11 protein-coding genes are annotated in these 13087 nt (G+C 64.6%); 1 reads left to right on the top strand and 10 read right to left on the bottom strand.

Annotation, left to right across the window (positions count from 1 at the left end):
• Nucleotides 1–296: 296 nt before the first annotated feature.
• The 5 genes from ACT6QG_RS08305 to ACT6QG_RS08285 all read right to left on the bottom strand — a co-directional run bounded on the left by ACT6QG_RS08305 (nt 297) and on the right by ACT6QG_RS08285 (nt 5031).
• Nucleotides 297–1391 (bottom strand): TRAP transporter substrate-binding protein, encoded by a 1095-nt coding sequence (locus ACT6QG_RS08305; RefSeq protein ID WP_444977104.1) that lies wholly within the window; start codon nt 1389–1391, stop codon nt 297–299.
• A gap of 260 nt (nt 1392–1651) precedes the next feature.
• Entirely contained in the window at nt 1652–2812 is a 1161-nt protein-coding gene (locus tag ACT6QG_RS08300; protein ID WP_444977427.1) for an Mrp/NBP35 family ATP-binding protein, read from the bottom strand.
• Between the two features lie 170 nt (nt 2813–2982).
• Nucleotides 2983–3579: a uracil-DNA glycosylase family protein gene (locus tag ACT6QG_RS08295; protein ID WP_444977103.1), complete on the bottom strand. Its 597-nt coding sequence runs from the start codon at nt 3577–3579 to the stop codon at nt 2983–2985.
• A 101-nt stretch (nt 3580–3680) separates the two neighbouring features.
• Entirely contained in the window at nt 3681–4292 is a 612-nt protein-coding gene (locus tag ACT6QG_RS08290; RefSeq protein WP_444977102.1) for a glutathione S-transferase family protein, read from the bottom strand.
• Nucleotides 4293–4365: 73 nt separating this feature from the next.
• Entirely contained in the window at nt 4366–5031 is a 666-nt protein-coding gene (locus ACT6QG_RS08285; protein ID WP_444977101.1) for a DUF421 domain-containing protein, read from the bottom strand.
• 259 nt (nt 5032–5290) lie between these two features.
• On the opposite strand from ACT6QG_RS08285, the gene ACT6QG_RS08280 reads away from it, so the two are divergent.
• The gene (locus tag ACT6QG_RS08280; RefSeq protein ID WP_444977100.1) at nt 5291–6433 is read left to right on the top strand and encodes a sensor histidine kinase; all 1143 of its coding nucleotides are present in this window, start codon (nt 5291–5293) and stop codon (nt 6431–6433) included.
• Between the two features lie 36 nt (nt 6434–6469).
• On the opposite strand, the gene cobT is transcribed toward ACT6QG_RS08280, so the two are convergent.
• From cobT to ybgF, 5 genes are all read right to left on the bottom strand, one after another.
• Nucleotides 6470–7495 carry a nicotinate-nucleotide--dimethylbenzimidazole phosphoribosyltransferase gene (gene cobT / locus ACT6QG_RS08275; RefSeq protein ID WP_444977099.1) on the bottom strand — a complete coding sequence of 342 codons (1026 nt, stop codon included), beginning with the start codon at nt 7493–7495 and terminating at the stop codon, nt 6470–6472.
• Nucleotides 7496–7587: 92 nt separating this feature from the next.
• Nucleotides 7588–8628, bottom strand: coding sequence for a threonine-phosphate decarboxylase CobD (gene cobD, locus ACT6QG_RS08270; protein WP_444977098.1), 1041 nt, complete (start codon nt 8626–8628; stop codon nt 7588–7590).
• Nucleotides 8629–8795: 167 nt separating this feature from the next.
• Nucleotides 8796–10718, bottom strand: coding sequence for an ATP-dependent zinc metalloprotease FtsH (gene ftsH, locus ACT6QG_RS08265; protein WP_444977097.1), 1923 nt, complete (start codon nt 10716–10718; stop codon nt 8796–8798).
• 195 nt (nt 10719–10913) lie between these two features.
• On the bottom strand, nt 10914–11981 hold the full coding sequence (gene tilS, locus ACT6QG_RS08260) for a tRNA lysidine(34) synthetase TilS (protein ID WP_444977096.1): 1068 nt from the start codon (nt 11979–11981) through the stop codon (nt 10914–10916).
• Nucleotides 11968–12852: a tol-pal system protein YbgF gene (ybgF, locus tag ACT6QG_RS08255; protein ID WP_444977095.1), complete on the bottom strand. Its 885-nt coding sequence runs from the start codon at nt 12850–12852 to the stop codon at nt 11968–11970. Before ybgF ends, tilS begins: the two co-directional genes overlap by 14 nt.
• Nucleotides 12853–13087: the final 235 nt, after the last annotated feature.

The raw sequence follows: 13087 nt of genomic DNA, 5'->3' as shown, positions 1-13087 counted from the left end.
TCTCGCGGCAATGAACCTGCGGGGCCGGACATCACGCGCCTTCTGCCATTCCTCAAACGGAGGCCGAAAACCCGTGCCACCCGAACCCGGCGGGAAGAACGGACAGTGCCCTGAACGGGCACCGGGACAGTAGTTTTTCAACTCTTCGAGATCAAGGCGAAGATGGCGCCGCAGACAGGCGGAAGCCTTCCGGGCCGCAATCATCCCATGGGAAACGGAAAAGCTGCCCCATGAAAAAACCCGCGCGAAGGTCGCGCGGGCTTTTTGTTCATGCAGAGCGCAAAGCGCCCCCCGCCTCAGCCGCCACGGGCGCGGGCGCGCACCATGAAGTCGTCATAGGAGAACTCGCCGATCTGCCACCACAGATAGGAGCTGCTGCGCACGGCCTTGATCTGGTCCCATGCCTTGCGGAAATCCGGGTTGGTCTCGGAAATCTCGGCATAAAGCTCATTGGCCGCCTTGTAGGCTGCCTCCAGCACATCATTGGGGAAGCGACGCAGCAGGGCGCCCTGCTTCACCAGATTCTGGATGGAGACGGGGTTTTCGGCATCATAACGGGCGGTGAGGGTGTTGTTCGCCTCGGCGGCCGCCGCCTCCACCATGGCCTGGTAGACCTTGGGCAGCTTCTTCCACTCGTCCTGATTGATGAAATAGTTGACGCCCGCGCACCCTTCCCACCAGCCGGGATAGTAATAATAGGGCGCAACCTTGTAGAGGCCGAGCTTCTCGTCATCATAGGGGCCGACCCACTCGGCCGCATCAATGGTGCCGCGCTCCAGCGAGGGATAGATATCCGCGCCCGCAAGCTGCTGGGGCACCACGCCCAGACGCGAAAGCACCTGCCCGCCAAGGCCGGCGATACGCATCTTCAGGCCCTTCAGGTCATCCAGATTCTTCAGTTCCTTGCGGAACCAGCCCCCCATCTGCGCACCGGTGTTGCCGGCAGGCAGCATGTGGACATTGTACTTCTGGTAGAAGGTGTTCAGCAGTTCCAGCCCGCCCTGATAATAGAGCCAGGCATTGAACTGGCGGGTGTTCAGGCCGAAGGGAATGGTGCTGCCGAAGGCGAAGGTCGGATCCTTGCCCACATAATAATAGGAGGCGGTGAAGCACATCTCCACGGCCTTGTTCTGCACGGCATCCAGCGCCTGCAGGCCGGGCACGATCTCACCGGCCGCGAACACCTGCACCTGAAACTTGCCATCGCTCATCTCGGCCATGCGGCGGGCGAAATTCTCCACCGTGCCATAGAGCGTGTCCTGCGACTTCTGGAAGGAGGCGGTGCAGCGCCAGCGCACTTCCGGCTGGGTCTGGGCGATGGCCGGCATGGCAACCGCAGTGGAAGCTGCAATGCCTGCCCCAGCGGCAGTGAGAAATTCACGGCGTTTCATCAGGCCCACTCCTCAAACATGCACCCGTGCGCCAGGCAGGGCCGACGGGCATCCGTATTCTCGATCCTCCCGGCGGCACAGGCGCACCGGGGTGATGCCGGCACGCCAGACGCGCCAGATCATCCGCCACCTGTTTAAAGAAAGCGGGCAAGAGAAGAAAGGCTTTTCACACCTGAAAACAGAGCAAAAACCCCTGTTTACTGCCTGAAAAGCCCTTCCGCGAAGACAAGGGGAAAAGGATAAAAGGTCAGCAATACTGACTATTCCATGACAATCCGCGGCGCGGCCTTCACGTCCGTGCCCAGCCTTTCCAGCGCCGCCTTTACCCCAGCCGCCACATGCCGGTAAGGCGCGGCCTGCGGCCCGTCCGGGTCTGCCACCAGCACCGGGCGGCCGGCATCGGAAAGCTCGCGGATGCTCATATGCAGCGGAACCTCGCCCAGGAACGGCACGCCGAGCCGGTCTGCCTCCGCATGGGCACCGCCATGGCCGAAAATATCCGAGCGGCCGCCGCAATGGGGGCACACGAAATAGGCCATGTTCTCCACCACGCCGAGAATGGGCACATTCACCTTCTCGAACATGGCGATGCCCCGCCGGGCATCGATCAGCGCCAGATCCTGCGGGGTGGAGACGATCACCGCCCCGGCCAGTTTCACCTGCTGCGCCATGGTGAGCTGGGCATCGCCGGTGCCGGGGGGCATATCCACCACCAGCACATCCAGCTCGCCCCAGGCCACATCGCGCAGCATCTGGGTGATGGCGGACATCACCATCGGCCCGCGCCAGATCATGGCCGTATCCTCTGCCACCAGGAAGCCGATGGACATGACCTTCAGCCCGAAGGCATCCAGCGGCTTGATGAGCTTGCCCTCGCCTTCCGGCTTCTGGTTCAGCCCGGTCAGGCGCGGCACCGAGGGGCCATAGATATCGGCATCCAGCAGCCCCACCTTCAGGCCCAGATCCTTCAGCCCCAGCGCCAGATTGATGGAGGTGGTGGACTTGCCCACCCCGCCCTTGCCAGAGGCCACGGCAATGATGGATTTCACCCCGGGAATGCTGATGGCCCCGCGCGGGGCACCGCCGGCCGCCGGCCTTCCCGGCGCATGGGCATGTGCCGCCGCCCCGCCGGATGGACGGGCAGAGGCCGGGTTGTGCGTGGCGATGCCGGCCGGGCGCTCGGCGGTCAGCATCACCAGAGCGGAGACCACGCCGGGCACGGCGCGCACGGCATCTTCCGCCTGCGCCCGCACCGGCTCCCACGCCCGCGCCTGCGCCGGCTCCACGTTCAGCGTGAGATAGACCTTGCCGGCGGCAACGGAAACGCCGGAGAGCACGGGCGAAACAGACAGCGCCACACCTTCCGGGGTCCGCACCTGCGCCAGCGCATCGCGCACCATCTGCTCGCTCACCTCAGCCATGTCGTTGCTCCCGCGCCGTGTGGGCACATCCGTGTTGCTGCGCCCCAGCAGGCGCGAAACAGCATTCTGGAATTTCTCGAACATGCCTCTGCTTCGCATGATGCGTCATCCCTGGGAAGCCCCTCATATAAGCGCGGCCCGCCCGGAACCAACACAATGGCTCTGCTTCATCAGCGTACAGGCGCTTCCCCGGCCAGGATGCGGGCCAAATCGTCGCGCAGCCGGGGCAGAACATCCGCCTCAAAAAACGGATTGCGCTTCAGCCAGCCCGTATTGCGCCAGGATGGGTGCGGCAGAGGATAGACACACACAGGGCGCGGCAGCGCCAGCCCCGCGGCGCGCACATCCCGCCAGCCGGCGACAGTGTCCCTCAGGCTGCCGGCAACATACGCCCCCAGCCCCAGCCGGCGGAGATGATAGTGCTGCGCCGGCCGCCCCACGGCCAGCACCAGATGGAAAGGCGGCAGGGTGGCAAAGAGCTCATCATGCCAGGTGCGCACGCATTCCCGACGGGGCGGCAGGTCTGCGCCCTTTGCATCCAGCCCCGGAAAGCAGAACCCCATGGGAATGATGGCGATGCGTCTTTCATCATAGAAAAGATCACTGCCCACCCCCATCCATGCCCGCAGACGATCTCCGGAAGGGTCCGTGAACGGCATGCCGCTGGCATGGACCCGGGTGCCCGGGGCCTGCCCGGCAATCAGGATTCGGGCCGTGGCAGAGGCGCGCACCACAGGGCGCGGCGCATGGGGAAGTGGAAGACCCATGGGGTCTTCCACGCAGCGCCGGCAGGCCCTGATACGCGCCAGCAGGGCATCAAGGCCGCCGGATTCCGGCACCCGGCGGCCTGTACTCTCATCTGGAACCATCAGACCGCCATGCTGGGGCGCGCCGAAACCTCAGCACGCCAGCGCTGCAGATGCTCCAGCTTCGCCGGCACCTCGATCTGCGCCACCTTCATGAAATCGATGGTGGTGATCGCCACAATATCCGCATAGGTGAAGCGCGGCCCGGCAATATAGGCGCTCTCCGCCAGGCGCAGATCCAGAAACTCCAGCGCGGCCAGAACCTTGGGCCGGTTGGCCTCGCCCCATTCCGGCACCTGCGGCACCTCCGCGCGGGCCATGCCGGGGTGCAGATGCCGGAACACTGCACTCAAGGCCTGAAACAGGCCGAACTCCAGCCGGCGCTGCCACATTTCCACCTGCGCCACCTCCAGCGGTGTGCGCCCCATCAGGTTCGGCTCCGGATACAGCGCTTCCAGATAGCGACAGATGGCGCTGGTTTCGCTGATGCAGACCCCTTCATCCGTCTCCAGCACCGGCACCTCGGCCCGCGGGTTGAGGCGCAGAAAGGCGGGGGCATGATGGGCGCCGACGGTCAGGTCCACCATCTCGCGCGGGATATCGAGATTCTTCTCGGCGATGAAAATCCGCACCCGGCGCGGATTGGGGGCCATGGTGAAATCATAAAGCTTCATGAGCGCAGGCTCCTGCATCTGTGTCCCGCAGACAGATCACGTCATGCGGGCGGATGCAATCACCCTTGCGCCCTCATGCATCAACCTGCTCGCGCACCCGCTGCCCGTCCCGCAGGACAAAGCTGAAGCCGCCATCCCAGTATTCCCCCAGAAACACGTCATCCTGCTGGATATGCAGCCCGGCCAGCACCTTTTGCAGCTCCTCTTGCGTTTTTTCCGTGCTCTTGAGGTTGGCGTCGATGATCTGCCCGTCCTTCATCACGATGACAGAGGGAATGCGCGCCCGGCCACACACGGCCGTGAGCTGCCCGTTCGGCTCGATCTGCGCATAATAGATTTCCTGAAAGGCATTGATGCCCTGCTGGTGCATCTGTGATGCCACATTCAGAATGTCGATCTTCCCGCTCTTGTGGACGATATTGTCCATCAGGAACCGGCCATTCTTGATGATGGGGATGGGCTCGCCGATCGTCACCGTGCGGAAGGATGTGAGGTTCTTGCTGATGAAGTTCAGCAGGGAGATCAGCCCCACGCCGATGAACAGGACGATGATATACTGGAACATCGGCACGGTATCACTGTAGATCACCCCGCCAATGATTCCGCCAAGAACAAAGTTCCCGATAAGATCCACCGCCGTCATCTGCGAAAGCTGTGTTTTTCCGGAAATGTTCATGTGGGCAATGATGATGACAAAGCCGATGATGAATTTCAGCAGCACATAAAGATAATATTCCATGTCCCCGCCTCTGTCCCAGTACCGGGCGGCACCCTTGATATTATAGGGCGCTTTGGATGCAAGCAGAAGAAATGCCAGCACGGCGTGCAAGATACCACCCGCAGGACGCGGATGCGGAATAGGCCGTTTACCGTTCATTAACCCCATTGATGGAGGAGTTGGCCCCATGCACCTGCGGTGACAGGGCCCCCGCACATTTTTCCTCTTCCGGCATTGTGCAGCACGGGCCCGCCGGAGATGCCCGCATGGAAGGTGGGATATGGCAGCCATGGCCTGGGGATATCGCCGCACGGGCCGCTTCCCCCGCATGAAGGGGGGGCTCGCCAGCGATTGTGTCAGCCCCTCTTTCCATTCGGCCATCCGCGCCACCGCCCTGCCCTGTGCCGGCCTGCTGCTGACCCCAAGCCCCGCCATGGCGGCAACAGGCGCCGGCGCGAACACCCTGCCCATGTCCGGCCTTCTGCTGCTCTGCGGCCTGCTGGCTGTTTTGCTGGTGGTGGCCTTCCGGCGTCTGCGTGCAGTTCGCAGGGCCCATGACGAGGCCCTGATGCGCGCCACCCTCGCCGAGACCGCGCAGGCCCGGGCGGAAGAGGAAAGCCGGGCCAAATCCCGTTTCATGGCGGAGATGAGCCATGAGCTGCGCACGCCCCTGAACACGGTGATGGGCTTTTCCGAGATGATGGCGCAGGAGGTTCTCGGCCCCCATCTGGTGCCCAGCTATGCCGGTTATGCGCGGGATATCCACGCCTCCGGCCGCCACCTGCTGTCTCTCGCCGATGACATGCTGGATCTGGCCCGCATCGAGAGCGGCCATCGCATCCTGCTGGAAACTCCGGTGCGGCTGGATCATCTGGGGCAGGATTGTCTGGCGATGATGCAGCCGGAGGCGCAGCGGCGTCATCTGCATCTGGCCCGCATCACCGAGATGGTGCAGATCTGGGGTGATGAGCGCGCGCTGCGGCAGATCACCCTCAACCTGTTGACCAATGCCGTGAAATTCACCCCTGCCGGTGGTGAGGTGCAGCTTCAGGCGGGCATGGATGCCGAAGGCCGGCCCTATCTGGCCGTGGCGGATACGGGAGCGGGCATCGCCTCCCATGAGCTGCCGCTCGAAAGCTCCCATCATCATGAAAGCCGGCTGGATGTCTCAACCGGGCGCGGCGCCGGCCTTGGGCTGGCCATTGTGCGCGGGCTGGCGCATCTGCATGGCGGCACCCTCACCCTGACACGAAGGGCCGGTGGCGGCACCCTCGCCCGGGTGAGCCTGCCGGAAAGCCGGCTGATGCCCGCCTCCGCCCTGATGCGGCCAGCACCCCGGCCGGAATGCCCCGTGCAGGCCGAAGAAGCCCCCTGCCCGCGCGCGCCATGCCCGCCATTGGGGGAGCCGCGCGCGGTGGCATGACCCAAGGGGCCCTGTTCAGCCCCCGAGCGCGCCGCTTCACTCCTCGCCGGAAACACCTGCCTCCGCGAAGGTTGCCATGCCGCGATGGCAGGCTATGGCCGCCTTCACAACGCCCACCGCCAATGCCGCGCCGGAGCCTTCGCCCAGCCGCATGCCAAGGTCCAGAATCGGCTCAAGGCCCAGCCGGTCCAGCAAGGCACCATGCGCCGGCTCGGCGGAGAGATGGCCGGCAAGGCAATGATCCAGCGCACTATTGTCCAGCGCATGGAGAATGGCGGCGGCAGCCGTTACCACATATCCATCCAGCACCACCGGTATCTTTTCATGGCGGGCGGCCAGAATCGCTCCGGCAATGGCGGCAACCTCACGCCCGCCAAGGCGGCGCAACACCTCCAGCGGATCATCCAGCTCACCTGCATTCAGCGCCACGGCATCACGCACGGCGGCAATCTTGCGCTCCAGCACAATGCCGGTAGAGCCCGTGCCCGGCCCCACCCAGTCCTCTGCATTGCCGCCATACAGGCCATGGCAGATGGCGGCGGCAATGGTGGTATTGCCAATGCCCATTTCCCCAAGGCACAGCAGATCCGACCCACCCGCAATGGCTTCCATGCCGAAGGCCATGGTGGCCGCGCAGGCGCGTTCATCCAGCGCCGGCTCATCGGTGATGGCGGGGGTGGGATGGTCCAGCGCCAGATCGAACACACGCAAGCCGGCATCGAATGTGGCGCAGATCTGGTTCACAGCCGCCTTGCCTGCCGTGAAGGTATTCATCATCTGCCGGGTCACCGCCCCGGGATAGGGCGAGACGCCACGATCGGCGATGCCATGGGTGGCGGCAAACACCGCCACCATGGGCCGGTTCACCGTGGGCATGGAATTGCCCTGCCATGCGGCCAGATGCTCGGCAATGGTTTCCAGCCGCCCCAGCGCGCCGCGCGGCTTGACCAGCTTGTCCTGCCGCGCTTGCGCAGCCTCGCGCGCGCCATCGCTCGGCCCGGGCATGGTGGCGATGAGGTGGCGAATATCGTCAAAGGGCGCACGTTCTTCGGGAGGAAACATATCGGCAACTCGGCAATGGAGGACCTGCGCTGCATAGACCATTTTGCCGCCGCGATGAAACTCCACACGCACATCGCGGCCGGAAGGCGCGCCTAGGCGCCCCCTTGAAGCGCCTCTCCAAGGCGTATCCACTGCGCCTCATCACCTGGCAGGCCAATGCGCAACAGGCTGGAATCATGGGAGAATCGGCGCACGAAGATGCCCGCCTGCCCAAGCCGGGCGAAGATCTGCCCTGCATCCGGGGTACGGAAGGTGCGGAACAGGAAAGTGCCGCCCACAGGCGCACCCAGCACCGGGCGCAGCAGCGCATCCAGCCGGTCCGCATCCTGCGCACGGGCCTGCCTTGCCGCTCTCAGCCAGTGCGTATCGGCCAGCGCCTTCTGGCCTGCGGCCAGTGCCGGGCCAGAGACAGCCCATGGCCCGAGCCGCTCACGCACCCGCGCCGCCCGCCATGGCTCGGTGATGATGAAGCCCAGCCGCACCCCCGCCAGCCCATAAGCCTTGCCGAAGGAGCGCAGCACGACCGTGCTCTCGGGCAGATTCGGGATGATGCTGTTTTCATTCTCGAAATCGGCGAAGGCTTCATCCACCACCAGCAGGCCACCCCGGCGCACCAGCTTTGCGGCCAGATGCTGGAGGGAGATGGAGGAGAATCGCCGGCCATCGGGATTGTTGGGGTTCACCACAACCACGGTATCCGCCCCGCTGGCCGCATCCAGATCCGCCACCTCGAAAACCTCATGCCCTGCCTTTTGCCAGCAGATGGCATGCTCGGCATAGGTTGGCCCCAGCACCGCCACCCGCCCGGGCACGCGCAGGCGGGGCAGCAGCTCCAGCAGGGCCTGTGTCCCCGGCGCGGCGGCCACATGTGCAGGCGAGATCGCCCCATAGGCGCGCGCGGCGATCATCTCCAGCTCCGCCTGCTGCGTAGGTGAAGGCAGGCGCTGGAATATATCCGCCGGCAACTGACCCAGCGGATAAGGCTCGGGATTGATGCCGGTGGACAGGTCGATCCACGGCGCGCGGGCTTGCGGAAACATCCGCTGCGCCTCCGCAATATCCCCGCCATGCCAGACGGGCTCTGCGTTCAGGGCGAATGCGCTTTCGCGCCTGCTTTCCATGGCTGCGGACATGTTCCCTCCAGATCCCGACATATATCGCATGATGCCCAGCGCCACAGGCAGAAAGAGCGCCAGCTTCTGCATTACCGGAACTATAGACGGATACAACCTAAAAGGGAAAGGCGCTCGCATAGCGAGCGCCTTTCCAGTTCATACTGACCTGAAGCGGCCAGATCCGATCACGCCTGCGGCTGCGGCTCCACCGATCCGCCAGCCCCATCCGGGCGCGGGCGATTGCGCGAGGTGGGAATGGCCGAACCACGCGGATTGGCCGGCTCCACCGTGCTTTCGCGGTTGGGTGTCTTGCCGTTCAGCAGGTCCACGATCTCGTCACCGGAGAGGGTCTCATATTCGATGAGGCCCTGCGCCAGGGTTTCAAGATCATCGCGCTTCTCGGTGAGAATGCGCTTGGCCTCGGCATAGCCCTCATCAACCAGACGACGCACTTCGCGATCGATGGTCTGGGCGGTCGCCTCGGAGACATTCTGCTGGCGGCCCATGGACATGCCAAGGAACACCTCATCCTGATTCTCGCCATAGGCCACCGTGCCCAGTTCCGGCGAGAAGCCCCAGCGGGTGACCATCATCTTGGCGAGGCGGGTGGCCTGCTCGATGTCGGACGACGCGCCGGAGGTCACCTTGTCATGGCCGAAGATCAGCTCTTCCGCCACGCGCCCGCCCATCATGATGGCCAGACGGGAGGTCATCTGCTCATAGCTCATGGAGAGCTTGTCGCGCTCGGGCAGCTGCATCACCATGCCCAGCGCACGGCCGCGCGGAATGATGGTGGCCTTGTGCACCGGATCAGTCGCCGGAACATTCAGCGCAACCAGAGCGTGGCCGCCCTCGTGGTAAGCGGTCAGCGCCTTCTCGTCCTCGGTCATGACGAGCGAGCGGCGTTCCGCGCCCATCATCACCTTGTCCTTGGCGTCCTCGAAATCGCTCATGGTGACCATGCGCTTGTTGCGGCGGGCGGCCATGAGGGCAGCCTCGTTGCACAGGTTCGCAAGGTCCGCACCGGAGAAGCCGGGCGTGCCGCGGGCGATCACCTTCAGGTTCACATCAGGCGCCACAGGGATCTTGCGGGCATGCACCTTCAGGATCTGCTCGCGACCGACCACATCCGGATTGGGCACGATGACCTGACGGTCGAAACGGCCGGGACGCAGCAGTGCCGGGTCCAGAACGTCCGGGCGGTTCGTGGCGGCGATGAGGATGATGCCCTCATTGGCCTCGAAGCCGTCCATCTCCACCAGAAGCTGGTTCAGGGTCTGCTCGCGCTCGTCATTGCCGCCGCCAAGACCGGCACCACGGTGGCGACCCACCGCGTCGATCTCGTCGATGAAGATGATGCAGGGTGCATTCTTCTTGGCCTGCTCGAACATGTCGCGCACGCGGCTGGCGCCAACGCCCACGAACATCTCCACGAAGTCCGAACCGGAAATGGTGAAGAAGGGCACATTCGCCTCACCCGCAATGGCGCGGGCAAGAAGGGTCTTACCCGTGCCGGGCGGGCCGACGAGCAGAACACCGCGCGGAATGCGGCCGCCAAGACGCTGGAACTTCTGCGGATCACGCAGGAACTCGACAATCTCGGTGAGGTCGCTCTTGGCTTCATCGATGCCGGCGACATCATCGAAGGTCACGCGGCCATGCGCTTCCGTCAGCATCTTCGCGCGGCTCTTGCCAAAGCCCATGGCCTTGCCGGCGCCGCCCTGCATCTGACGCGAGAGGAACACCCACACGCCGATGAGCACCAGGAAGGGCAGCCAGGAGACGAGCATGCTCACGAACCACGGCACGCTGTCAGACGGCGGACGGGCCGTGATCTGCACGCCCTTGCCATAGAGGCGCTGCACCAGGCTCGGATCATTGGGCGCATAGGTCTGGAACTGGCGCCCGTCGGTGAATGTGCCGGAAATATTCGGGCCTTCGATCACCACATCGCGCACGCGGCCGGTATCCACGTCTGCGAGAAGCTGGGAGAAGGAAATATCGTTCGTGCTCGTGCGCTGGCCGGGGCTCTGGAAGAGCGAGAACAGCGCCAGCAGCAGCAGAACGATGATCACCCACAGGGCGAAATTGCGTAAATTGGCGTTCATTGAACCCTCATGGACGCGGTCACTTCCGAACAGCGGTTCACTTTGCGCGCGCCCGAACAGCGGGGGGCCCGGAACACTTCCGGTTGTACTCCCCACGGAAACTGACACCCCGCTTGCAACCTCGCCCGGTCTACCTCCCGCACTGTCTGCAGCCTAATCTAGGTGCGCACCCCGGCCTTGCCAAGGATAGACCCATCATATGAGGGGAGATTTCGGCGGTATCGTGCCCTTACGTCGCGGGGGAGCGGAAAAAATCCACATATTCCCCCTTTTTGTCACAAGCTGCGCACCGGCCAGCGTACGGCTGAAGGGGGCGGCCTTTCCATCGGGCGCGGCCCTCAGGCGAGTCAGCAGCGCCTCGGCCAGATCCTCGAGCTTGCCCAGTTCCACCGGCCCCTCATGCCCCATGCGGGACATGGCGCGCCCCAGAAGGCGCAGGGCGATTTCATCCGGAAGCGCCATGAAGGCATCAAGGCTCATCTGCAATGCGGTGCCGCCTTCATGTGCAACCTCATGCATCTGGCGGGCGGCCTCATCCACGGCACTTTCGAGCGCGGCATCGGCCCGGGCCATGCGGGCGGCAAAGCGACACAGGCGGCGGGCATCCAGCCCCTCGGCCGCAAGCTGTGGCGCAAGCGCGCGCAGGCGCACGCGGCTGAAGCGCGGATCGGCATTGGAGGGGTCCTGCACAAAAGGCACGCCGGCTCCCTCAAGGCTGGCCAGCAGCCGGGCCTTGGGCACATCCAGCAGGGGGCGCAGAAGAGCGATGTCCTCACGCATGGCAAGCTTGCGCATGGCCGCCAGCCCGGAAAGACCGGACCCGCGAGAAAGGCGGAACAACACTGTTTCCGCCTGGTCATCCAATGTGTGCGCCACAGCCAGCGCATCAGCCCCTTCCGCGCGGGCGAAAGCCAGCAACAGACCATAACGGGCCGCGCGGGCCGCCTCCTGAATGCCGCATGCGGGCTTTTCGCCCTGCCAGCTCAGAATATGGTGCGGAAGGCCCATTCGGGCGCACCAGCGCCCCACCGCCTCCGCCTCCCCTGTCGAATCAGGGCGCAGGCGGTGGTCCACTGTCGCGGCGAGAAGTTGAGGCCCATTTCCGTCCAGCGCGGCGCGCCAGCGCATGGCCAGCCAGGCCAGGGCGGTCGAATCAGGTCCACCCGAGAGGGCGATCACGATCCTGCGGAAAGACCGCAACGGCTCAAGCAGGCCGTTGCGCTCGGTATCGCCAATCCCTTCAGCTGCCTCAGCAGCCGACACGCTGCTGTTCCTTCTCCACCGCCTGGCGGATGGAGGATGCAGCACGGGGATATTTGCGCCCCACTTCCATGAAGGTGGCGCAGGCCGCCTCCTTCTCACCCAGCCCGGCCAGGGATTGCCCCAGACGCAGCAGGGCTTCCGGAGCCCTCACCGAATTGGGAAACTTGGTGGTGACCTCAAGGAAGGACGCCGCGGCCTCGGAAAAATCCTGCCGAAGGAACAAGGTCTCACCCACCATATAGGTGGCATCCGGCACCAGCCGGTCAGACCCGTGGCCGGAGATCACCGCGCGGAAGCTCTGCTCGGCCGCCTCATGTTGCCCCTTCTGGAGCGCGACGACACCGGCATCATAGAGGGCGCGGGCGGATGAGGTCCCGGCAGCGGGGTTTTCCAGCCCCGCATCGCCAATCACCGGCTTTGAGGCGCTGTCTGGCGATCCCAGCGGATGGGGCGTACCGGGCAGCTCCGGGCTGGTTTTCGGATCGAACGCATCGGAACGGCGGCCGGACGAGGCCGGAGCCGGAGCCGTTGCCCCGGCGGGCGGGATGGCGGATGCGGCGGAAGAGGCGCCACCGGTACGGGCACTGCCCCCCTCGGTCAGCATCTTCACCTGCGCCTCAAGCTGCTGGTTGCGATGCTGGAGTGTCTCGACCTGCCCGGTGAGCTGGCGCAGGGTCTGCTCCAGCCCGTCCAGACGTTCCATGATCTCGACATTCTCGGCGGCGGTGCGCTCCGCCTCGGCCGCGGCGCCCGGCGGCTTGAAGATATTGCCAAACAGGTTTCCACTCTGCTGGGCGGCTGCGGGCAGGCTGAGGCTGCACAACAGCGCCACAACCAGAGCGCCGGAATGCGGCAGGCGGATCATCTTCATGGGTGATGCATGCTCTAGAATGCCATTGCCCCCGGCATGTTGCGCAGAAAACCTGCGCCTGAACCGCGAGGGAAGGCTCTCACCATAAGACACGGATCGCGACCAAACTATGGCTGTGGTTCATCCATCCCCATTGTGCACCACGCCATTTTAGACGGCTGGCACGAAAAAGCCGGCGCACCAGGCGCCGGCTCTCTCAATCGGGGAAGCTTCAGGATGAACCGAAAGGGCGAGC

This window comes from Haloleucobacter ellipsoideus (genome assembly GCF_052491725.1).
The sequence above is the reverse complement of the archived record's forward strand: the minus strand, read 5'-3'. Positions and strand labels throughout refer to the sequence as shown.